The sequence below is a fragment of the Glaciecola sp. KUL10 genome (genome assembly GCF_003203515.1).
In the GTDB taxonomy this organism is placed as follows: Bacteria; Pseudomonadota; Gammaproteobacteria; order Enterobacterales; family Alteromonadaceae; genus Glaciecola.
Genome location: NZ_BGNG01000001.1, coordinates 212,622 through 236,952, shown reverse-complemented (window position 1 = coordinate 236,952; position 24,331 = coordinate 212,622). Strand labels below are relative to the sequence as shown.

22 protein-coding genes are annotated in these 24,331 nt (G+C 41.0%); all 22 read left to right on the top strand.

The window, feature by feature from the left end:
• Positions 1-194 precede the first annotated feature (194 nt).
• The 22 genes from KUL10_RS01080 to KUL10_RS00975 all read left to right on the top strand — a co-directional run bounded on the left by KUL10_RS01080 (position 195) and on the right by KUL10_RS00975 (position 24,328).
• Positions 195-611 (top strand): glycoside hydrolase family protein, encoded by a 417-nt coding sequence (locus KUL10_RS01080; RefSeq protein WP_110427067.1) that lies wholly within the window; start codon positions 195-197, stop codon positions 609-611.
• Positions 608-1,168 carry a hypothetical protein gene (locus KUL10_RS01075; RefSeq protein ID WP_110427066.1) on the top strand — a complete coding sequence of 187 codons (561 nt, stop codon included), beginning with the start codon at positions 608-610 and terminating at the stop codon, positions 1,166-1,168. Before KUL10_RS01080 ends, KUL10_RS01075 begins: the two co-directional genes overlap by 4 nt.
• A 4-nt stretch (positions 1,169-1,172) precedes the next feature.
• Positions 1,173-1,649, top strand: coding sequence for a hypothetical protein (locus KUL10_RS01070; protein WP_110427065.1), 477 nt, complete (start codon positions 1,173-1,175; stop codon positions 1,647-1,649).
• A 96-nt stretch (positions 1,650-1,745) separates the two neighbouring features.
• Complete coding sequence (locus KUL10_RS01065; RefSeq protein WP_110427064.1) at positions 1,746-2,210, top strand: hypothetical protein; 465 nt, start codon at positions 1,746-1,748, stop codon at positions 2,208-2,210.
• Entirely contained in the window at positions 2,143-4,218 is a 2,076-nt protein-coding gene (locus KUL10_RS01060) for a terminase gpA endonuclease subunit (protein ID WP_158525291.1), read from the top strand. The genes KUL10_RS01065 and KUL10_RS01060 overlap by 68 nt, the downstream gene beginning before the upstream one ends.
• A gap of 3 nt (positions 4,219-4,221) precedes the next feature.
• The gene (locus KUL10_RS01055) at positions 4,222-4,734 is read left to right on the top strand and encodes a hypothetical protein (RefSeq protein ID WP_110427062.1); all 513 of its coding nucleotides are present in this window, start codon (positions 4,222-4,224) and stop codon (positions 4,732-4,734) included.
• A gap of 6 nt (positions 4,735-4,740) precedes the next feature.
• A complete protein-coding gene (locus KUL10_RS01050) occupies positions 4,741-6,312 on the top strand; it encodes a phage portal protein (RefSeq protein ID WP_110427061.1) in 1,572 nt (523 codons plus the stop codon).
• A 1-nt stretch (position 6,313) separates the two neighbouring features.
• Positions 6,314-8,209 carry a phage major capsid protein gene (locus tag KUL10_RS01045; RefSeq protein ID WP_110427060.1) on the top strand — a complete coding sequence of 632 codons (1,896 nt, stop codon included), beginning with the start codon at positions 6,314-6,316 and terminating at the stop codon, positions 8,207-8,209.
• Between the two features lie 90 nt (positions 8,210-8,299).
• Positions 8,300-8,554: a hypothetical protein gene (locus tag KUL10_RS01040; protein WP_110427059.1), complete on the top strand. Its 255-nt coding sequence runs from the start codon at positions 8,300-8,302 to the stop codon at positions 8,552-8,554.
• Between the two features lie 3 nt (positions 8,555-8,557).
• Positions 8,558-8,836 (top strand): hypothetical protein, encoded by a 279-nt coding sequence (locus KUL10_RS01035; RefSeq protein WP_110427058.1) that lies wholly within the window; start codon positions 8,558-8,560, stop codon positions 8,834-8,836.
• Between the two features lie 2 nt (positions 8,837-8,838).
• Positions 8,839-9,396 carry a hypothetical protein gene (locus KUL10_RS01030; protein ID WP_110427057.1) on the top strand — a complete coding sequence of 186 codons (558 nt, stop codon included), beginning with the start codon at positions 8,839-8,841 and terminating at the stop codon, positions 9,394-9,396.
• Positions 9,396-9,791, top strand: coding sequence for a phage tail terminator protein (gene gpU / locus KUL10_RS01025; protein WP_110427056.1), 396 nt, complete (start codon positions 9,396-9,398; stop codon positions 9,789-9,791). Before KUL10_RS01030 ends, gpU begins: the two co-directional genes overlap by 1 nt.
• A gap of 3 nt (positions 9,792-9,794) precedes the next feature.
• Complete coding sequence (locus KUL10_RS01020) at positions 9,795-10,214, top strand: phage tail tube protein (RefSeq protein WP_110427055.1); 420 nt, start codon at positions 9,795-9,797, stop codon at positions 10,212-10,214.
• Positions 10,214-10,675 (top strand): hypothetical protein, encoded by a 462-nt coding sequence (locus KUL10_RS01015; RefSeq protein WP_110427054.1) that lies wholly within the window; start codon positions 10,214-10,216, stop codon positions 10,673-10,675. Before KUL10_RS01020 ends, KUL10_RS01015 begins: the two co-directional genes overlap by 1 nt.
• 29 nt (positions 10,676-10,704) lie before the next feature.
• The gene (locus KUL10_RS01010; protein ID WP_110427053.1) at positions 10,705-10,986 is read left to right on the top strand and encodes a hypothetical protein; all 282 of its coding nucleotides are present in this window, start codon (positions 10,705-10,707) and stop codon (positions 10,984-10,986) included.
• Positions 10,983-13,202, top strand: a complete 2,220-nt coding sequence (locus KUL10_RS01005) for a phage tail length tape measure family protein (RefSeq protein ID WP_110427052.1) — start codon at positions 10,983-10,985, stop codon at positions 13,200-13,202. The genes KUL10_RS01010 and KUL10_RS01005 overlap by 4 nt, the downstream gene beginning before the upstream one ends.
• Positions 13,199-13,768, top strand: a complete 570-nt coding sequence (locus KUL10_RS01000; RefSeq protein WP_110427051.1) for a hypothetical protein — start codon at positions 13,199-13,201, stop codon at positions 13,766-13,768. Before KUL10_RS01005 ends, KUL10_RS01000 begins: the two co-directional genes overlap by 4 nt.
• Positions 13,765-14,367: a hypothetical protein gene (locus KUL10_RS00995; protein WP_110427050.1), complete on the top strand. Its 603-nt coding sequence runs from the start codon at positions 13,765-13,767 to the stop codon at positions 14,365-14,367. The genes KUL10_RS01000 and KUL10_RS00995 overlap by 4 nt, the downstream gene beginning before the upstream one ends.
• Positions 14,367-17,897, top strand: coding sequence for a hypothetical protein (locus KUL10_RS00990; protein ID WP_110427049.1), 3,531 nt, complete (start codon positions 14,367-14,369; stop codon positions 17,895-17,897). The genes KUL10_RS00995 and KUL10_RS00990 overlap by 1 nt, the downstream gene beginning before the upstream one ends.
• Complete coding sequence (locus tag KUL10_RS00985; RefSeq protein WP_110427048.1) at positions 17,897-18,589, top strand: hypothetical protein; 693 nt, start codon at positions 17,897-17,899, stop codon at positions 18,587-18,589. Before KUL10_RS00990 ends, KUL10_RS00985 begins: the two co-directional genes overlap by 1 nt.
• Before the next feature lie 46 nt (positions 18,590-18,635).
• Entirely contained in the window at positions 18,636-23,180 is a 4,545-nt protein-coding gene (locus KUL10_RS00980) for an immunoglobulin-like domain-containing protein (RefSeq protein WP_110427047.1), read from the top strand.
• A 284-nt stretch (positions 23,181-23,464) separates the two neighbouring features.
• Positions 23,465-24,328 (top strand): sulfurtransferase, encoded by an 864-nt coding sequence (locus KUL10_RS00975; protein WP_158525290.1) that lies wholly within the window; start codon positions 23,465-23,467, stop codon positions 24,326-24,328.
• Positions 24,329-24,331 lie beyond the last annotated feature (3 nt).

Sequence of the window (24,331 nt, the reverse complement as noted above, 5' to 3'; positions counted from 1 at the left end):
ATCTCGGGTTTTTTTATGCTCGTGAATCAATGAGTTCCTAGACCTTTACCCTAGAAACTATCTAGGGTCTTTTTCTGGTCTGTTGTTCAGTACAACAAAAACTAAAAATAATTATTATAACCAAGTCGATTGGTGTTGGTCGGCATTTCCTTTTGGCCCCGTCTTTGGATGGGGCTTTTTATTGGGCGCACACTATGAATTACGAAAACTTAATTGAACAAGTAAAGCTTCATGAAGGTCTGCGCCTGAAACCCTACAAATGCACAGCTAATCGATTAACGATTGGCTATGGCCGCAATCTAGATGACAAAGGCATATCGGTTCAAGAAGCAGAAGAAATGCTATTGGCTGACCTAGCCGAAGTCGAACAGTCTTTGATTAAACATAATTTCTTTAATCGATTGGATGAGGTTAGACAAGCTGTATTGATTAACATGGCATTTAATCTTGGTGTAATTGGTTTACTCAGATTTAAAAACATGATCACTGCACTAATCACCAGAGACTATGAGACAGCAGCTAATGAGATGCTTGATAGCAAATGGGCTAAACAGGTCAATATGCGTGCAATCATGCTAGCAGAACAAATGCGAACGGGTGAATGGCAATGAAAGTACTAGATTTTTTAAAAACAATCGGCACTACAGCGTTATCAGTACATCCAGCCGGAGCTGCGGCACTAACATTGGTTAATCAATTCTTACCTGATGAAAAAAAGCTAAGTGTTGCTTCATCTGGAGATGATGCGATTAAAGCGGTTGAGCAACTAAGTAGTGCAGACCAGGCAAAAATCAAACTGGCAGAGGTTAACTTAGAAAAGGTTGAATTACTTACTGATGCTGAAAAGTATCAAGCAATGTGTAAAGCAGACGGACAAACAACGCGCGCTAAGATTGTTGATAAAGCAATGAACTGCCTAATAATTGTCTCGCTTATATTTATTGCATCTGTTGCATATGTGTATTCGACGAAGGGCGCTGGTATCGCATTTAGTTACGAAATGATGGCAGTTTACTTGGCTGTCAGTGGCACGTTCGCTTATGTTGTGCGTGCATACTTTGGTGATTTAAGAAGTGAGACTGAATCAAGACACTTATCGATTAACAACCGTTCGCCAAATATGAAAGGGATAGCAGGCATTATTGGCAGCCTTACTAATAAGAAATAGTATCATGCCCTCAACAGACCAAGACAACGCGCTACTTATGAAATACATGGATGATAAGTTCGATAGCCTTGTTGCCCTTCATACAGATTTAAAGGGCACAATCAAAGAACAGGCGAATGAATCTAAGCGTCAGATGGAACACCTAAGAAACACTAACCACGAAACAAACGAAACTCTGCATGGACTGTTGGGAAACGTTGAGTCACTTAAAAAAGATATAACAAACATCAGTGGTGATGTGGTCGATATCAAGCGCAAACAAATCATGGACAACGAACGAGCTCATGCTCGAGTCGACAAGATTGAAGAAAAAAACGAATTAAGATTTAAAAACATTGAGCGTGATATCAGCGATATTATGCCAGCGGCCAATGTGATTAAGAGCATTGGTGCGGCTATCGTTAAGTGGTTAGTGCCTTTGTTGTTGGGTGGTTCTCTTATCTCTGCAGTGTTGTATATGATTAAGGTAAACCCAACCTAAATGATTTTTTGCGGGTCCTTTGGCAGAACTCCAGTATACGAATAAAAAATCGCAATATTTTAACAGCTAAAAGTTTTTATAAGGGGGGTTGTATTTATGGACCTCAATGAACAAGCTAAACAAATTGAATTTGCAGATTTGGTCGGAGCGTCCCAACAGTCTATTTCAAAATATGTAAGAGCAGGAATTTTAAACAAGGGCGAAACTTATCGTACTTGGTTTGCAAAGTACTGCGAGAAATTACGCACTGAAGCTGCGGGGCGTGAAATAAGCGCTTCGCGTCAAACTTTAGAACAAGCAAAAACGCGCGAAGCAATCGCTAACGCGCAACTAAAAGAACTTGATCTGTATCGAGAGCACAAACTTGTACTAGATGCTCAACAGGTCAGAGAGGCAATGGAGCAATGGGTTACTGTTGCAAAGTCAGAATATGAAAACTCAATTGAAAAAATCATTGCATTAATAGAAGACAAGTATGGAGTATCAATCGACCGTGAATCAATTAACGGAACCATTGAATCTACCTGTCGAACTATTGGAGATTTTAGAGTTAAATCTTGATGAGTTAATCAGTGATGTTTCATCTGGTTGGATACCTGTCGAACAGTTACCTACTAAAGAGTGGTTAGAAAAATACTTTAGGCTTCCAGCTGAGGACTCTGATTTTAGCGGTTTATATAACGCTGATTTTGTTCCTTACTTTTGGGGCGTTATGCATGCTCTTGATAGTGAAGTTGTAGAATTTCTAGGTTTACAAAAGGCCGCGCAAATAGGCTGGACTATGTTGCTTTGCGGATGGGTAGCTAAAAAGATTTGCGTTGAGCCCAGTCGAATACTTGGATTGTTTCCCAAAGACGCAAAAGCAACAGACTTTATTGAAGAAAAGTTTACGCCCTGTGTTGAAGCAACTCCTGAACTTGCAAAGCGAGTAGATGTATCAAGTAGCCGCAAACAAGGTAATCGCAACAATAAGAAAAACTTTCCTGGTGGGTCTTTAAAGGTCTTTGGTTCTAACTCAGTATCAAACGTAAAGTCGACACCCGCGCCACTGGTTATTGTTGAAGAACCAGATGATACGAACGATAGCGTAGGCGACCAAGGTGATTCAATTCGCTTGGCACGTGAACGTGTTAAACGCTTTAGAAAAAGAAAGTTTGTATTAGGTGGTACGCCGTCGGTTGATGGTTTATCAAAAGTACAGCACTACATTAGTTTAGGCTCGCAACGAGTATTGCCAATTACTTGCCATGATTGTGGAGATGATCATGTTTTAGATTGGAAAAACGTTACTTGGATAGAAAAACAAGACGGGCCAGTTCATCCTGTATTTGGTCGAAACATACCTGAGTCAGCCATTTATGCTTGCCCACATTGCGGGTCAGCGTGGTCTGATTGGCAACGTCAACAGAACATTTACAACACATGCAAAACTGCAATGGACAATGGCGACCCGTTTTGTGGTTGGGTAGCAACGGTTGAAAATGATGGCATCATCGAAACCTTTAAAGATCTATCTGAATTATATGTTTGTATACCAGGCTCTTCGATATCAAGCATGGTGCAAGACTACCTTGAAGCTGAACATGATGCGCTACGAGGTGATGAGAACGGACGTATAGTTTTTGAAAATTCAAAGTTAGGTAAGGCATACGAGTACAAAAACAAGGACTCTTTGGATTGTGAAGCCCTGCAAGAAAGCGCTGAAGATTATCAGGAATTGGTTTGTCCTCGTGGTGGTTTACTGGTTACTGCTGGTATTGACGTTCAACATGACAGGCTTGCAATTATCATTCGAGCGTTTGGCAGGAACGAAGAAAGCTGGTTGCTTTTATGGCGCGAAATTTCAGGTGATACAGCAGATAAAAATGACCCTGTTTGGAAAGAGCTAGACGACATATTGTTTGGTGCATTTAAGCATGAAGTATTAGACGGATTGTTTTTAAGCGCTGTCACCATTGATTCATCTGACGGTTCGACAAACCACGCGGTCTATAACTGGGTAAGAACACGTTCTAAAAAACATCGTCGTGTTCTGATAATGGCGGGTAAGGGTGACAGTCATGACAATGGCAAGCGTGAAATTTTCACCTTGCCTAGAAAACTTGACCACAACAACGCTAAAAAACCAAGTAAAGCCGACAAACATGGCGTAAAAGTTTATATGGTTGGCACACACAAAGCCAAAGATATGATCGTTAAACGCTTAAGTGGCACAAGCGCTTACATGCATTCTTACAGTACAGCTCGAATTGACTACTGGGAACAAGTGACATCAGAAGTCAAAGCACCTTCTCGCAACTTGCGTGGTGCAAGAATTTGGCAACTTAAATCAGGTCGACGAAACGAAGCCTTTGATTGTGAAGTGTATGCTTTGCATGCAGCCATGGCGAGAAAGGTTCACACGATTAAACCCAAAGACTGGGATTCAATAGAACAGCGTTTATCTCAAGCTGATTTATTCTCCGACAAATTAGAAGTGGCAGCTGAGCAAACAGCGCCTAAATCCAAAAAATCAAAGAAAACTAATAGCCGCCGAAGTCGAGGTAGCGGTTTTGTTTCAGGTGCTTAACAAATGAATACTTTTAAAATTAACGCAGGCACCACTTTTACGAGAGTGGTTGATCATACTGGAAGTGTCGAAGCGTCTTATAAGTATGTTTTTGTATCTGATTCAGCTCGCTTTGAATGGTCAGGTTCTTACGCTAACAATCAAATAAGCGTAACTGCATTGACCTCTGTTACTTCAAAACTATTGGCTGGGGTTTACATCTGGTCATTGGTAGAGGTCATTAACGGTGAGACAACGCTAATAGACCAAGGGCGAGCAACGGTTACAAGTGATTTACTTAATGCTAGTACAGCACAAGTTTTAACGCACAACGAAAAAATGCTAACGAGTATTCGCAAGCGTTTAGAGGGGCGGGTATTAAGTGATCATGAAAACTACAGCATAGAAGGTCGTAGCTTATCCAGAATACCTATGGATACGCTTAAAACCTTGGAAAACAAATATGCTTGGCGTGTCTATCGTGAACAAACGAATCGCGGCGAACGTCCAAAACATAAATCAATTAGGTTTCGGTAGGACTATATGAGCATTTTTTCAAGGCTATTTTCTGCAAAAGATAGCGAGCAAGTAAGAACTAGTGATACCCAACCTAACTTGCATGCAAATGATGATGAGAAAAAAACCAACAAAAAGCTAAGGTCCAAACAAAATCAAGCGCACAAACGATATGCAGCGGCAAAATCTGATCGTTTATTTAAGACTCCCATGGGCTTTGGTTTAAGCGTTGACGAAACTTTAAGACGAGATGTTGAAAAACTGCGTGCAGCCAGCCGTTCAGCTGGTGAAGATATTGGTTACATCAAAAAGTATTTTGGCATGGTGCAAACCCACATTGTAGGTGATAAAGGCTTTAAGCTTCAATCTCAAATCAGAGACTCACTTGGCCGCCTAGATAAAGATGTAAATAAAGCGACAGAGGAAGCATGGAAACGCTTTTGTAAAAAAGGTATCTGCGAAATATCTGGTCGTATGAATATGGTAGAAGCTGATCAGCTTATTGCTAAAACAGTCAGCCAAGACGGTGACATGCTTATCAGACATATCGATAACGCTGATAACGCGCACGGCTATGCGTTTCAATTGATTGAAGCTGATTTGCTTGATGTCAATTTGTATAAAGCTTTACCAAATGGTAATCAGATTAAAATGGGCGTCGAGCTAGATGGCTATGGACGCCATATCGCTTATCACGTTTTAACATCTCATCCTGGTGATTATTCTCATACTCAAAATGGTAGACGATACAATCGTATTCCTGCCAATGAGATTATTCTTCCATTTCCGTCATGGCGCCCAGGTCAAACACGGGGTATACCGTGGGCGCATGCTGCGTTATTGGATATGCATGATTTAAGAGGTTTTAGAGAAGCAACGTTAGTTAGTGCCAGAATAGGTGCTAGCAACATGATGATTTATGAGCGTGACCCTGATCAAGAACCGCCTGAAAATGATGATGACTGGGAAGACGGCGAATTTGTTCACGAGCTTGAACCGGGTAAAAGTAATATTGTGCCTGAAGGCTACAAGGCTAGAGAAAGCAATTTCAACATGCCAGATGACTCGATGGCAGATTATCAAAAGGCTGTATTAAGAGGCGCTCATAGTGCATTGGACACAAACTATAATGTAGGTGCCAATGATTATGAAGGTGTAAGTTGGTCGACTCTACGTCAAGCTGTTATCGAAGACCGTGAGCAGTGGAAGCGCATGCAAGGCTGGTATATCAGCCAAATAAAAAATGAAATCTATGAACGCTGGTTAAAGAATGCGCTTCCTCGCAATCAGATAAAAGGGTTAAAAGCCTATGATTTAGAACGTGCGTTAAGCTTCCAGTTTTCTGGACGTCGCTGGCAGTGGGTCGATCCTCTTAAAGATGAACAAGCAATATCTGAGTCATACAAAAACTTCACGGCAAACCCTATCGAGGTCCTTAAAGATAAGGGTATAGACCCGCACGAACTTGCTGAAGGATGGACTGAGTTTTTAGATCTGATGCAAGAGAATATTCAAAAAGCACAAGCCATTGGCATGGTCAAAGGCGAAGCAATCAATTTAACAAACCCTCCGCCGTCAGACGCTGAAAGTAAGGAATAATATGTTTGAACAAAGTCAAATCACCCGCGACATGCTTGTCGGCGGTCAGATACCTATTGCCTATCGTTTTGCAGAAGTAAAACCAGATTCAGTTGACGTGGAAAATCGAACTGCTGTTATTTCATTTTCAAGTGAATATGAAGTTGAGCGTTATGGATGGTTTGAAACACTTGGTCATAATCGTGATGAAGTCGATTTATCCAGGATAGAACAAAACGGCCCCTTCCTTTGTGATCACGATTGGAAAGACCAACGCGGTGTTATCACCAAAGCGTGGGTTGAAGGTGGTCGAGGTCATGCAGAAATTAAATTGTCTCGTAACCCAATGGGTGAGCAATTGCTCATTGATATGCAAGACAGTATCCGCACAAACATCAGCGTAGGTTATCGCATCTTAGAAGCTACGCTCACAAAAACCAGTGGCGATGATGAGCACTACCGCATCACGAAATGGCAGCCACTTGAAATATCTTCCGTTTCTGTACCAGCCGACCCCACTGTCGGGGTGGGACGATCAGATGAAAACCGCAACTCTGTAAAAATAAAAGAGGAAAAACCAATGGATGAAGTAATCCAAACTCAAGAAACCCCGACAGATGAAATTGAACGTTCTGTGTCGGATGTCGAAAAACCGCAGATTCGTAGCGCAAGCACTCAGGAAACTTTAGTTCCTTCTGCCAGCGTTCCTAGTGATGCACAACGCATTGCATCTACTGGTGCGCAATATGGTGCTGATGCTCTTGCAAACGAACATATTAGAAATAATAAATCGTATGAAGAGTTTAACAGCGCATTGTTAAGAACTATGCAAGAAAAGCGTAAATCACCAGATGCAGAAAGCACCATGTTTGACATGGATGTACCTGCTCAAGATTTACAGCGCTACAGTGTTGTTAATCTGTTTCGTGCAATTGCAACAGGCAACTTCAAAAAAGCAGGCCTTGAGCGTGAAATTTCAAATGCATTGGCTGAGCGTTCTGGAAAAGATCCCGATGGTTGTTACATTAGCGCCGAAGCATTAGGGTTTGGTATTCGCCAACAAATGCAACGTCAAATGATGTTCCGTCAACAAGCTGCGGGTACATCCGGTAAAGGTGCTGAGCTTGTCGCAACTGAATTGCACTCAGAATTGTTTATTGAAGCACTTCGCTCAATGGCAATGTTAGGTGGTTTAGGTGCGCGTTTTATGTCGGGCCTTGTTGGTAATGTCGATATTCCAAAGCAATCTGGAACTTCAAGCTTCTACTGGGTAGGCGAAGACGGTGAAGCAACTGATTCAGATATTAGTTTTTCTACTGTTCAACTATCACCACATACAGTTGCAACAGCGGTACCTATGACCCGTCGTATGATGATCCAATCTACTCCAGATATTGAAGCATTAGTCCGAAATGACATCATGCTTAACTTGGCATTGGCAATGGATAGCGCAGGCATTAAAGGTAGCGGTTTGAGTAATGAGCCTACAGGTATTATCAATACATCGGGTATTGGTGCTGTTGACCTAACTGGCGGTGTGACAAACGCGAAGATTGTTGAGTTTGAAACCGATGTAGCAGAGGCCGATGCATCAGCTGAGTACATGGCTTATTTGATGCGTCCTTCGATGCGAGGAACACTTAAAACAACTGAGCGTGCCACTGGAACTGCAAAGTTCTTATGGGGTGACGATAATCGCGTTAATGGTTATGACGCATTTGCAAGCACTCAGATGGATGCAGGCAACATACTATTTGGCGACTTTTCACAAGTCATGTTTGGTATGTGGGGCGCATTAGATGTAGTAGCCGACAGAAGCACTAAAGTTAAGTCGGGTGGTTTAGTGATGCGTTTATTCCAAGACGTCGACGTTGCAGTTCGTCATGCTCAAGCCTTTAGTCTTGGCACAACAAGCTAGGTAAACAGCTTAATTTTTCCAACAAGTAATTTATACATAAGGCGGTACAACTGCCTTGTGTATTTAAAATTTTTAAAAAGGTACATAGTTATGGCTAAGCAAGTCAAAAAAACATCTTTTAAGGTGTTACGTGGTATTCGTATAAACGGTGAATCAATCTTTCCTGCAAAGGGTAAAGCTAAGCCGGTTGTCATTAGCATCAGAGAATCATTAGCGCTAGAGCTTCAAACGGCTAATAAAGGCGTGATTGTAGATGCGAAAGCAAACAAAGAAATCAAAGAAGTGAATGATGAAGACGCAGAACTAGACGCTATCTTTGGTTCTGAAGATTCAGACGGAGAGTAACTTGTGTTTTCCGATGACCTTAATACTGATCTTGAAAATGTGTTTTTTACTGATTTTAAACACAGTGCAACGATAGATGGTAATGAGGTTGTCGGTTATTTAGATACAAATGCTTATCGTTGGGCAGACATCGATAGTACTCAATATATTTTTATTGCTAGTCAAAACATTACACCTCAGTTAGAGCGTGGTCAGGAATTAAATATCCAAGGACAGCAATACAAATATGTTCGACATTATTACCAATCACAAACTACTCATATAGTTGTTGCTAGGGACTAAATATGGCTGCGGTATCATTAAATCATCGAGACGTTAGTCGTTCGCTTGATAAGCATAGCGCTGCGCTTAATAAAATGAAAAGTGGTGAAGCGGATAGGGCACTGCAGTCAGTCTTAAATCGTGGGATTACAAAGATACGTAAGTCTGCACTCAAACAAACCTCTAATGAACTTGGTGTTCCGCAAAAAGTAGTAAAAGGTAGGTTTGCAAAACCTAAACGAGCAAGACCAAAAGATTTAAGTGTTAGGCAAAATGCTTATTCTCGCTCAATAAATGCAGTCGCTTTAGGTGCCAAAAAAGTAGATTCAGGCCTTTCCAAAGGGCCTTATCACTGGGATCAAGCTTTTATTGTTACTTCTCCATATAGCGGTCGTGATGTCGCGATTCAGCGTAAAGGAAAAAAACGATACCCAACAAAAGCAGCTGAATTAGATAAACGTTTTGTTGGTCGAGTTACAAAAAAAGCACTTAATACTGCAGGTGACAAATTTGTTAGAAGTGAGTTATCACGCGACTTAAAACAAGAATATGAAAAACGATTTAATAGGCTGGTTAGATAATGGCAACACGTCAACAAATAAGACTGGCAGTTAAGCGCCTTATCGCAAATAGAGTAAAAACGTGCTTTGACTTTAGACCAGGACAATTACACGAAACCGAATTACCTGTTGCGTCAATATTTTTTGAAAACGGTGATACTGACCGAGACTATCAAGAACAAGGCGTTACGACTGGTCGATTGCTAATTGAAATCAATGCAAGAACATCTGGTGCGATAGATATTGAATTGGATCTCATGGGCTCACTAATTGAAAGTGATATTCGCTCTGTTGTAAATCTAGATGGCCTTGTTCACCTTATTCAGCGAAACGGATTCCAATATGATCGCGATCCAGAGTCGCTGGACGCATCACTTACACTATTTTTTAATGTCATATATGACGACGAGGACTAAAACATGTTAGGTAAAGAGATCACACTTCATCGCTCTTCTGATAGCGGCAGTACTTTTGGCAGTGCCATTGCAGATGTCTGGAGCATTCAAATTGGCGAGATAACAGCAGAAACTATTGAAAACCAAGCTCATGGTGCATCTACTGATTTTAAAGAATATGAATATGGCATGAAAGACGGCGGTGAAACCGCTATTGTCATCAGATATAAAGCGGGTCAGACAGATGCTGAAGCACTAGCAGATGCTTTACATAATAGCACAAAAGAGCATTTACAACTTCAGTTTCCTGCCCCAATTAATAAGTCTGTATCGTTTAGATGCTTGGTTACAAAGGTAGGTGTAGCCACTGAACAAGGTGCTTTGGTAGAGCGAAGCTTTACTCTAAAAGTAGACGGCGCACCAACTGAAGCAACAATAAGCTAATGATTAGCTATATCAAGCAATTAATAAAAGGGTTCTTTTTAACGAAAGATCCCCTTTTTTCAAGACGGCCAGTCTCAGACGTAAAATTTGGTGCTTGGCTACTTGTTGAAATTAGCGCCAATGATTACACAATTTTATTGGATATGCTCAATACCATTAGGCTTAGTGACAGCGATGATGAAACGAAAGGCCGTCAAATTATTGGGCTTAGATATTGTGCACTAGCAATGTCGTTAAGAACTAAATCAGGTCGAATACCGCTTAATTATAATGAGCAAAAAGATTTATTGTGGCTGGGTTCGTTGCCGTTTTCTCAAATTGATATCGCGCTGCGTGCCATTGCTGAGCTTTCTGATATCCCATGGTTAACGCCTGATATTGAACAAACAGCTAACACTGAAAGCAACGAGACAACTCAACCTGTAATTGATAAAGAAGCGTTAAAAGCAAACCCCTCTTAGGCCAACCCAATCGAAGGTTCGCAATTCGGTTGGCCGTCAAATTAGGTAATCACAATGTTGATCACATGCTGTCAGATTTGCTGGCAAGTGACTTTGTGGAGTTTCAGCGATTCTATGCGTTAGAGCCCTTCGGTTCAAAGTTTGAAGAACTTCACTTAGCGGCATTGCGTTGTCAATTAACTAATTACTTGCGTTCCAAAGAGCAGCCTGCTTATTCGTTCAATGACTTTTTATTGAGCGCTGTTGAAAAAGTCGAAACTAGAAAGCAGTCGATTACTGAAGCCTATCGAATATTGAGTAGCTTAAAATGACCAAACATACCGTCGAAATAAATGCGAACACAAAAAAGCATCGCGTTGAATTTGGTAAATCGGTAAAAGCAAACAAAGCTTTTTCTGACTCATTGCAAGGAGTCGCGCAGGGTACTGCTGCCATAGATGGTCCTTTAGGTGGTGTATCCAGTCGAATATCAGTAATGACGTCAATTGTTCGCGGTGGCAATTTGGCTATTGTGGGGTTTGGTGCAGCGATTGCGGGTTTGACGGCTGGTACCATAAAATCGATAAAGGTATTTGATCAATACGAAAAACAACAATTAAGAACTGAAGCACTTGTTAAAGCGACCGGAGCTGCTGCTGGTTTTAGTGCCCAACAACTGGCTCAACAAGCAGACGAGGTTGCGTTAAATACTTTGGCGAGTGTTGGCGGTATTGTTGAAGCTCAAAATGTACTACTGACCTTTAAAGCTGTAAGTGGTGAATCATTTAAGCAAGCAATAAGACTTTCACAAGACATGGCTGCTACGTTCGGCGGCAGTGCAAAAGATAAAGCGTTGCAATTAGGTAAGGCGTTAGAAGATCCCATTAATGGACTAAATGCATTGAGACGTTCAGGGGTAAGTTTTACCGAATCTGAAAAAGACATGATTCGTTCAATGCAAGAAGCCGGAGATATAGCAGGCGCCCAAGCAGAAATTTTATCAAAATTAGAAAGCCAAGTTGGTGGTGCTGGCTCTGCAGAAGCGGGAGGACTATCAGGCGCTGTTGATACGTTAAGCCAACGTTGGGATGAGTTACTGCTTAGTTGGTCTGAAACCAGCTCATCAGGTTCAATTGTAACGTCTTGGATTAATGATATTGGCAATGGCTTAAAGAGTTTGCGTGGCGAAATAGCACCAACCGTAAGTGAGTTAGAGCAACAGCTTGCTAAGCTTGAGGCTTCACGCGGTCAATCAAAAATGACGAAGCGCGGCAGAAGAGGCCAATCAGACGAATCCTTAAATGCTGAAATCGCTACTCTCAAAGAGCAAATATTAATAGCAAAAGCTGAAAGCGAAGACTTAGATGCTATTCAGCAATTAATTTCTGATCGTCGTCAACGAATTGCTGAGCTTGATGAAAAACTTGAAACTGCATCTTCCAGAAGAAAACGGGGAGGCGAATCTGACAAAGTTATTTTGCAAAGACAAAAACAAGCATTTGAAAATGAAATTGCTCTATACCAGGAACAAACTAAACGTATAGAAGAGCTTGAAGAAACCAAAGCAATTACACAACAAAAAATCAAAGATGAACAAGCCATAGACGCTGAAAAATCAGCAGCAAAAAAAGCAGAAGTAGCCGCGAACACTGAAACAAAACAGCTTGAATCTGATGCCAGAGAAATTGAAAGAAGACGTAGTCTTTATGATCAGATTCATCAAGAATCACTTGCTGTTCTCGGGCGTGAAAAAGAGCTTGAAGAATTTAAGTATCAGCGCAAAGTTGAACAAATGGAAAAAGAACTTCAGCTGCTTAGAGATAAAGGTTTATTAACGCAAGAAATTGAAGCTGAACATAAGGCAGCACTTGAAGATTTGGAAACCGCACACCTTGGTCGAATCTCACAAATAAGACTGGATGAGCAAGAAAAGCTACTTGAAGCAGACAAAGAGAAAAAAGCACAAGAACTCGCAGAGGAAGAAAACCGACAAGGCGTAATGACAGAGAGTTATCAGAACTTACTTGGTGTAATGGGTAACTATTTTGATGGCATGGAAGGTAAGCGCGCGAAGTATGCAAGTGCAGCGGTATCTATCGGTCAAACCTTGTTAGATGAAGAAAAACGAAATTCAATACAATCAATATTTGCTAACACTTATGAAACCGCAATGAAAGCCTATAAGTCACTGGCACCTATTCCTGTTGTTGGTCCAGCATTAGGTGTAGCTGCGGCGGGTCTTGTTATTGCAGCGGGTACTGGTTATGCGGCAAAAGTAAGTGGTCTTGCTTCATATGACGGCGGCGGATATACCGGTGATGGCATACGTTCGGGTGGCTTAGACGGAAAAGGCGGCATGCTTGCTATGGTCCACCCAAGAGAAACAATTATTGATCATACCAAGCAACAAAACCTTGCATCTCAGAGCAATATCAATATGAATTTATCTATTGTGAGTCGTCGCGAGGGTGACATTATGGATGAATTCAACATGGTTAAAAAGCCGATGATGAGAATGATTCAGTCTCTTCTAGGGGCGCCAATATGAATTACCCTTATCACCCAAATAGTAAAATTGAAATTACTCAAGTCAATGATACTCGAATATCAAAAGCGAGATACTACCGCAATAGAGCAAGGGGCAACCGAGCTAGCTATTATATGATTTCAATTACAAGTCCTTCATTGCCCTATGATCAATATATGGAGCTTTGCGCTTTGTATGAGAGTCTAGAAGATGGTCTTGAAATATTTAAGCTACCCAATCCTCTTAGGCCACTTGCGGCTTTTAGCGGTCACACTGTTGAAAGTGCAACTCAAGCCGGTTTAAAACAAATCAATATTGATACAAACGAACCATACAAAGTGGGTGACTTTATTCAGTTTGATAATCACGTCAAAGTCTATCGTATCGCTGGTGTGCTCGTTGACGGTGCCATACTTACTATCACATTGGCATGCCCGTTATATACCTCTGTTCCTGCAAATACGCTTGTGAAGTATGGCGCTGATGTTGAATTTCAATGTTCTTTATTAAACGAATTTAGATCAACGATTAATGCAAATAAATCCGATCGCGGAGTCATCGACGTGGAGTTAATTGAACAAGCATGATTTCTCATACAACAGAGCAACTAGTAGCATTGAAAGGAATTACTAAGATTGTCTATTTATTGTCATTTGAAATTGGGAATACAACGTATCGATTCAGCTCGGGTGATGCTGAGGTGTACCATGCAGCGAATCCATATTACCCAGGTTTTATTGATGAAATGCCAGATATTGAAATAACTTCTCAACCAACAACAAACGATATCTCAATTGATTTTTATGACGAAAGCAAAGTCTTATCAACTGCGCTTCTCTCTCAAAATTGGATGAATAAACCGTTGAAGGCCACAAAGCAGATACTTGATGCTAATGGTAATGTGATCCTAAATAAAATAGCGTTTCAAGGGTATTTGTCTGACTTCTCAATAGATGCTCAAAAATCGATTACAGAAATCACTGCATCAAGCATCTGGGCTGACTTTGAAAAAACATCTGGCATTAAGACAAACGCAAAATCACAGCAACGATACTATCCAAATGACACTGCGTTTGAGCATAGCCAGTCAGCTGTAGATAAAGTTTATTGGGGTAAAGACGGACCTAAAACACAAGGTTCAACGGTGCCCAGTTCTCCATACGGTTCTCCAAGAGTACAACCATAATGGTATTAAAAATATTAGGTGATTTATTATTTGGTTGGTTAATACCAGAAACGCCAGAACCAAAACTTCAAGGTACAGAGCTAACAAAGGCAGCCACGGATAATTATATTCCTAAAATATATGGAAAGGTGAAAAAACACACTGGCACCATTATTTTTAAATCAACAAATGATGATGATAATGATGATATTAAAAACGATCTTTTTCATCTGGTAATCGTTTGGTCCGAAGCTGTTCATAGTATTGATACTGTTTATGTTGATGACATTGATATTGAAAGCAACAACAGCTTGTTTGTTGCGGATAATGGTACTAGATATGCTTATGCTAGAAGCTTTCCAAATGGCATGGCAGGGTATGATGATCCTATTTTAAGAGCAGCTGGTTGGCGCCCCTCTGATATCTGCGAAAATAAAGCATGTACTTATATTCGTTTAGAGTATGGCAGCGGTGAAAATTTGCTGCGCAGTGAGCCCGAATTCACTGCTGATATTACCGGTACGACATATACAAATAATGTTACCGCGCTAAGTGATTATCTTAGAGCAAGTAAATATGGAAAGGCACTTGATTCAAATCTACTTAATTTAACTGGACAAGCATCGGTTTGCGATACAGTCACAACTAATCCTGATGGAAGTACACGCCCTCTATTTAGTATTAATACCGCAATTGACACGAGTAACACTGTTTTAGAAAACACCAACACGATACTTAAGTCGATGCGTGCTTTGCTCCCTGTAAGCAATGGAAAGCTTAGATTGGTTGTTGAAAAAGATGATCCGCCAGTTTCACTCGATATTGTAGAGCAAGATATTATTAAAATTGCGCCGGTAACCAATTCAAACAAGTCAAATCGTTATAACCGTGTTGTCGTTTCTTATAATGATGCTGACGCGAACAGTACGTCTCAGGACGCAGTTTACCCACCAAAAGACAGTGATGAAGAGGCGCTTTGGCTAGAGCAAGATAATAATATTCTGCTTGAAAAAAGTATAAAACTAGATACTTGCGATAACTACTTTGAGGCTTTAGCGTTTGCAAAATCATTTGCGCAAATATCTAGAGAGCAACTTTCGACATCTATTACGATGCCATTGTGGGCTACATTATATGAAGTAGGTGACATCGTTAATGTGACCCATTCATTATTAGGCTTTGAAAGCAAGCCCTTTAGAATAATTGCTACTACTGAAAATGACTCGCAAGTAACATTAAAAGTAAGAGAGCATCAACCGTACGTTTATGACCCTAGCAATACAGGCACAAAACCGAGCTATCCCGATACCACCAATATTATTACGCGCCCTGCAAGTGTGACAGGCTTAACCGCAACGGCTGTTTATTCAAGTATCGCTCAATATCGCGTTTCATGGTCGAGCAATACAACAAGGCATGAAGTCGCAATCGTCAATAGTGATTTAGAGTTGGTCTTTTTTGATGATAACGTCAGCACAAAATATATTGATATTCGCAACCTACCTTTTGATACTTACTCGGTTGGAATCAAGGCGATAAACACTATTGGTATGAAATCCAGTGTTGAAACTGTCCCTATGGTGATTGACCAAGTAATCAATAGTTTTATTTGGCGTGTTTATACAGACGATACTAGTGGTCTAAATCCCAGTCTCACCGACACATCAAAACCATTTATAGCCTTATTGTTGAATCAATCAGAGGAGCTTACGGATTTAACACAAGTAACTGATTTTAGTTTATTTACGTTCATCGCCGTTTCTGCAGCAGGTTTTTTAAGCGGTGATACTGACCCAACTGCAGACTTAGGTACCGAGGGTGCGACTTATTTAAACAATTTAACAAAAGAATTATTTAAAAAAGTTGGTGGTGTATGGGTAACCAAAGGTTTTTTAAGTGGAAACTCGATCGTCTGGAAAGGTGCAAGCTCAACGCCACCAAGTGATCCGGAAATTAATTGGGTATATCGAGATACTGACGATGGAATTGTTTACATCTGGGATGGCGCCTCATGGGAGGTTATGAGCCAAGATGGTCAACGTGGTCAGGATGGTCAAAATGGAATAGACGGTTCCAATGGTGTTAATGGTCAAGACGGTACATCAATCACGTGGCTTGGTTCATTCAATACCTTCCCCAGCGGCGCTACTGATGGCAACGCTTTTTATCACACTATTAACAAGCGCTCTTATGTACGATTTGATGGTACCTGGTATCAGATGTCAGTTGATGGGCAAGATGGGAGCGATGGTTCTGACGGCCAAGACGGAGTTGATGGTGTTCCAATTGTTTGGAAAGGTGCAAGCGCCACTCCCCCCTCAAACCCACAAGTAAACTGGGTATATCGAGATACTGATAACGGCATTGTATACATTTGGGATGGTTCGTCTTGGGAAGTAATGAGCCAAGATGGTCAGCGTGGTATCGACGGCTCTAACGGCGTAAACGGTGAAGACGGAACCTCCATTAGGTGGTTAGGCACCTTTGGCTCTTTTCCTTCTAGTGCATCAAATGGCGATGCGTTTTATCATTCTAACAATCGTCGTTCTTATGTGAGATTTGATAATACTTGGTACCAAATGACCGTTGACGGCCAAGATGGTCAGGATGGCCAGGACGGTGTTGATGGCCTCCCAATTGTTTGGAAAGGTGCAAGCGCTACTCCCCCCTCAAACCCACAAGTAAACTGGGTATACCGAGATACTGACAACGGCATTGTTTACATCTGGGATGGTTCTTCTTGGGAGGTTATGAGTCAAGATGGACAGCGTGGTATTGATGGTTCTAACGGTGTTAATGGGCAGGATGGGACATCGATTAGGTGGTTAGGTACCTTTGGCTCTTTTCCTTCAAGTGCTTCAAATGGTGATGCGTTTTATCACAATAACCAAAATAGATCATATGTGAGATATGACGGTACCTGGTACCAAATGACTGTTGACGGTGAAGATGGCTCTAATGGACAAGACGGATTACCTATTGTTTGGAAAGGTACCTCATCCTCACCTCCGTCAAGCCCTCAAGTGAACTGGGCGTATCGAGATTCGGATAATGGTAGAGCCTACGTTTGGACAGGGAGTGCTTGGGCGCTAATGGTTGAGGACGGTCAAGACGGTAGGGATGGACAAGACGGGGCAGATTCCCCCGACGCATATTCAGATGAAGAATCTAAATCAGGCTTCACTTCTACCACTAATTGGCAAGATATCGTTGAAGTGACCGTTCCTTCCGGACTTGGGACTTTTACTATTACTGCCGTAGGTAATATTAGTGGCTACGCGGAGATTAATAATACAGGTGAACCTGTAGAAACAAACTCTAGAGTCGAAGTGAAAATCATCAACAAAGTCACCCGCTCAACAATATCTGGAAGCCACAAGTATTTTCCGAGCTCCTCAGGTTGGAGTAAAGGGAATTATGGTACGTATACATACAGCAATGGGGGTGCAGGGGCTGCAACATACTTACTCCAAGCAAGAATACAAAAACAGTTTAGTTCGGCTTCGGTGGAATTTGGTTGGAATATGTCGCTTAAATCGAGGCGTAATTAATGAAATACACAATTATTGATGACGCAACAAATGAAATCATTAGGGTTCTAAAAATCCCTAATGCAGTGCTTGATGTCGAAGCGGACAAGGAAGCATTTATAAGTGACGTGTTAGAGCTTGAGCTTGAAGATGGGCAGATTGCAATTGAAGGAAACTACCCCCCTGAATTATTCACTTATGACGGCTTTGATTTTCACGAAATAGAAGAAACCGAAACGCGCGATCCGATTCTATGGACGCCAGAAAAACTACTTGTGCAACTCATTAATGAGTTACGTGATGAAGGTTATATGCTCCCTCTGCATCGAAAATTCATGAAAAACAAAGAACACGCAAGGGATTTAATAGATTTAGCTGCAAGCCAAACATGTGAAAAATATGTCAGCAAAGGCAAATTTACACTTACAGAATATATGCTTGTAAGTGACGAAGTGAAGGCTTGGCGAACAGCGGGAAGCCCTTCAGATGCGATTCCAGAAATGTTAGCTGATTGGTTGGAAGTTTCTGATTTCTCTACTGCAGAAGAGGCGGCTGTAGATATTGAAACTCAATCTAGTGTGATGAAGCATGTAATCAGGAATACTCGCAAAAAACGTCTCGCTGGCAAGAGAGCAGTGACAGCGGCAACAATAGAAAACTTCAAAGATATTGCAATAAACGTTATTGCAGAAATTGAAAATATTCAGCCCTAACTCCGATCAAAACAAGATTTTAACTAATAGATAAGGATTAGCAAAAATGAGCGTAAACACGTTTGACTTCACTGGCGCGGACGGTTCAGCGATACCCGTTGAATTAGACATACAAAGCGGTGCAGCGTTTGAAATATCGTCTAATAAGCTAAAGGCTACAGCTCTAGCTAGTTCATCAGCGGTAGCAACAATTGATACGGGCGATAACAATGGAGTTGTAGAAGCGACGGTTTCAAGAGGTAGTGATGGTGAAGTCGCGTTACAAATACGTCAAACAACTACGCGCACAGCGGTAAGATTAATATTGCGCAGTTTGGGTATTCTGATTCTAAGAACCGTAGATAACGGCATTTCAACAAATATTAATAATAGCTACACAATACCGAATTATAACGACAGCAACAGCTACAAGTTAAAAGCCGAATTTCGTGACGATAATATTAAGTGCTATTTAGATGATGTTTTAATCTATGACGAAACCGTTACTTTTAATCAATCCTCAACGGTACATGGTGTAATACATTCAGCGCTTGATAACACAACCGATCATTTAACAATCGCTGATTCATCTTTATTACCCGCAGTTGGTGAAGCGCCAGTATTAACGGTCAGTGGTTCACAGTCACAAACGCTTTATTTAAATGGCCCGATACCGACATTTACTGCAACCGCAACCGATGCTGAAGACGGTGATATAACAGCAAGCATCATCGAGTCAGGCGATACAATTGATAACACTACCGAGGGTGCATACACAAGAACTTGGACAGTAACCGATAGTGACGCAAACGAAACCACTGTAACTCGCACGGTATCATTTGTTGCTAGACCAGAACTGGTTGTAACAGGTGATACGGAATATACAATTGTACGGGGTCAAACAGCCCCTAGACCTAACGTTAAGTTTGAAGATATAGCAACAGGCCAACATGGTTTTGCAACAAAATCAGGTTGGGATTACGACACTAGTGCAACGGGTACGTTTGAAACGCATTTCGATTACACCAATGAGCAAGGCGCAAGTGCTGAACGTGTGACAATCACTTACACAGTCGTTGAAGTACCTACTATTACAAGCACAGGTGTTTATAACTTTGTTGAAGAATATGGCGCAGAAACAATCACAGTGGACGGGTACACGCTTAAGCGCTTTGATAGTGCAGACGGTGAAACGTTCGGCTATGGCTTTGAAAATGATGTTACTGTTTCAGCAACTAGTTTAAATCTGATAGATAATACTGAATTAGACCCCGTACAAATTGCAAGAATAGAAACGCCTTTCGACTCTCTTTCACTTTGTAAAAAAGCAACTGTAAGTGTCGAAGTGACCACCGATATTGAAGTTGAAAACTCACAAATTCAAGTTGCGTTTGGTGATTTTAGAAATGAAGTAAAACAGCGAGTACTGAAAGACACAAACGGTTTAACCACGCGATTAGAGTTTGATATTTTCCCGCTTCACGACTCAATGATCCGTATGGAGAATAGCGGCAACGGTTATGATGCAGATCGCTTTATGGACGGTGACTCAAAGTTTTTTGAAATCGGTTTATCTGCAAACATTGACTTGTTGGTGTTCTTTAAATTTGGTGCAAACGATGTAGTTGCTAATATCACTAATATTGATGCAAGTATGGTTATTGGTAAATCAATATTTGGTGAAGATGGTAAGTTTCTTCGTGGTAAGGATAGTTTCGATGTTACACCTTACCGCTTAGATGACCCTGTTAACAAAGGACTGCCTGAAAACCCTGTTATCTCTGAGCCAGTTTTTACTTATGATATTGCAAATAAAAACGCAAGCCACCTAATCACTGTCGCGGGTGATGATTGGGTGCAAGTAGCCAGTGTTACAGGCGTTAAAATCGGTCATTTATGTGTAATTGGCAGAGTGTCACATAACAACGGTGCAACATTTAACGATATTAGCCTTACACCAGTAAGCAGCTATGACCAAGTGCGAACTAGAGATAATATCGGGACTGCTAGATATGTTGCTGAAGTAGATAGCGTAAACAACAGAATTAGAATGAGCGCACCTGCAATTGCAAGTTATGACTCAATTGCGGATGACGGGGTTGATTACGCGGATAGGCTCTATTCGCTAATATGTTGCAGTGCTGAGTATGCATCACTTGCTATTGGCGGAAACGATGCGGAAGATTGGCGCTTTTCACCAGTTAACGGAATCACCAAACGCAGGGTTAACGCCGTCGATTATGGCAACCACACTGGCTATTATCGCGTTGATAACGTTAAGGCTGATGTAACTATCGGCTTTAATTATATGATCCCACAAAACAACTTTCACACGGACTACAGCAATGGTGAACGCATTGATTACGGTGAGCGTGTAGCTAATGCGACATTCGCGCTACCTACACCAATTGATTTTACGGGCTTAGATGATGGCCCGAACAACGCTGATGACAACCACATATTAATGTTGCCAAGCAAGCGTCATGCAGTCCACACGTATTTAACAAAACCAGTTGGTCATGATGGCGTAAATTATATAACGTGTTCGCGCATTGTTTCACACGACCTATCACAATGGTCGGTAAGCCCTGCCGTTTACAGACCTGATAAAGAGCGCGGCCTAACTAATTCACCTCGGGCATCGGGTTTTAGCGCGGCGTGTATGGTGCGTAAAGAAGAGTTAGATGAATGTTTATATACAGGGATTGAAAGTGCAGATATTCAAGGTGATTTAGATCGTGCTGAAACTGCAATACCTCATGCAATCATGGGTTATGCAACAGCCGATCAATTTATGGCGCATGATTTCTTAACTGACTTAGACGACCAAACCAGCAAAGAAAACTATTATTTACATCAAATGTTTAACCAATTCCCTGTGATTGTAAATGGGGGTAGTGGTTATACAGTCGGTGATACTTTAGAGCTAACATGCACAAACAGATTAGATACTCACTCTGCAACAGTATATGCAGTTGAAGCAGTAGACAGTAACGGGGCAATTACTAAAGCATTTACTACTCGCAACGGTCAACACAAAACCGACCCAAGCAATGCTAACCATGTACCACACTCAACTAGCGGAACGGGTACGGGCGCAGCATTTAACACTGTGGGCTTGTTCAATAAAGACGATCACAGCATTGGCAATGTATTGAGTTACCCAGCCGCAGCAGCAGACAGCGGCTTTGAAGATGCCTATGCGGGTTCAATCCCAATGGGCGCAGTATTTACCATTCCTCAAAATTGGGATTTACGCGCAGAGTGGGAGCGCGGCATTGCTGAAGATATAAGCAGAAACGGTAAAATAACGCAAAAATGGTCTTATGAGTTTTATGCTGTATGTTGTGCCGTTCAAAAATACGGTTTGATATTTTGTGATGCAGGTTCATTTACGCCAATAATTGCAGATAAGCGAATACAAGGTGACCAAAGGGATAGGCTGTTAAATGCAGGTTCAGCCACTTACCGAAATGTAACAATACTTAGGCGCATAATACGACCTGTTTTAAACTTTACACCTACGCATCACATTAAAACTGAACAAGAGCTAAAACCAGAAATTGAGTTAATCGGTGATAGCACAATGACAGTTTCTAATGATTGGCAAGATGCAGGGGCTTCGGTGTTTAGCCCGTTACACGGATATCAAACAGTATACTCAAACGATGCTATTGACCGAGCAAGCGAGCAGCCACAAACGCTCAATTATGTCGCTAATGATGATAGCGGGTATGTAAGTGATATTCTCCAAAGAACGGTCACATTGCTTCCACCACCTGACACAACAGCACCAGTAATCACCCTAACCCCAAGTAACACAACTTACAATCTCACTGTAGGGGATGCGATACCAAGCATTGATACAAGCACTGACGATGATAGTGCGGTTACATTTAGCGACGATGTGCAAAGTGTAAATCGGACAGTGAGAACTTATACAAGTACTGATGCGAGCAATAATACAAGTACGGTTGTGGTGACATTTAATTTTGCCTATGCATCGCCCACACTAACACTATCATCAAGTACAACTAATGCTAGTGCAAGTGAACAAGTGACTATCACAGCAACAGCGACAAACGCTGATACATTAGTGTTTGGTTCGAGCGAAGTTGCGCTATCTGGTACGGGTGCTACTAGGACGTTTGCAGCCCCCTCATTGACAACTCCAAGCTCAGTAACAATTAGTGTTACTGCTGAAGGTGAGGGAGGAGCTATAAATGAAAGCATTACAGTACATGTCGCGGCCGAAGTAGCAAGCTTAAATGAGACAATCATTCTTAATGAGTTTGGGGCTGACGAACTATACTTAAACATTGACAATGTATTTGCCGTTCCATTGCAAGATAAGCTTGGTGATGTGTTAACTGCCGATGCAATTCAAAATATTGAGTATTTCATTGGAGATAAAAGAGGAAGTGCGAAGCTATCGCTATCTTTAAATAATGGAGTTCAAATTCAAGATAAAGATGCAATAGTATGCATACATAATTCAGCCTTAAATTTTGTGGGCGAATTTACACACCAATTGGTCGTTACTAATAATCTAGGTCAAAGGCTACCACCACTTCTAAGTAAAAAAGTAAAAATCAAACAGGTTTTTAATTGATTACTAAGGTCAATTGAGGTTGTATTAATGCAAGGGATTTCTTTCCTAACTAAAAAAATTAAATAATTGAAATTACTAAAGTAAATTTTTCTAAAAACTTAGGAATATACGGCGATAGGGCTTTATTTAATTAACTTTTGTGAATGGATTTAAAATCCCTCGTCAGTAATGACGTGCCGGTTCAAGTCCGGCCCCGGGCACCATTTCTTTTTATCATATTGATAACAATAGAATTCCCCACTAAAAAATATTACCCTAATAAGACAAAAATAAAGGTAATACTCATGTTTAAAAGCTTTATCGCTCCATCTGATGCAAAGCAAAAACTCAGCGAAGACCCCGACGTTAAGGTCTTGTTTACTACCCTCAATAGCATGTGTAACAGCAAGCCATCAGACATTTTAGAATTAAACATAACTCACTACATTCCCAATTCGATATTGTTTGATTTTGAAAACAGCATTTGTGACACGACCAGTCGTTTGTCAAATATGATGCCTCCTTTTTTGCAATTTCAGACGCAGGTTAGTAATTTAGGAATTAGTAATTCAGATACGCTTTTTGTATATGATGATTTTGGAAATCTCTGTGCCTCTCGTGTTTGGTTTATGTTTAAAACAATGGGTTTCGATAATATTTTTGTAATAGATGGTGGGTTACCAAAATGGTTGGATTTGGGGTATGCAACAACTGAACAATTAAGCGATATAAATCACTCAAATAAATTCACAGTTAGGCCCTCAAAACAGTTTCAATTTGTCGATGCGCATCATGTTACCAATAGTATAAATCACCCCGATCGATGTATTATTGATGCCCGAGGCGAAACAAGGTTTAACGGATTAACTGAAGAAACAAGACCAAACTTAAGATCCGGCCATATTCCTTCAAGTATCAACATACCCTACGCTAGTCTCCAATCACGACAAGGGATGAATGATCTTGTTCAACTGACAAAAGCTTTTGAACCATATTTACATAAAAAAGAGCTGATATTTTCATGCGGTAGTGGTGTGACCGCGTGTATCTTAGCGCAAAGTGCCTTTGAAGTATTATCATCAAAGACACAACTTGCTACAGTCTTAAGTGTTTACGATGGCTCATGGTCAGAGTGGGGTGCTGATAATAAATTTAAAGTTGAGAAATAATAG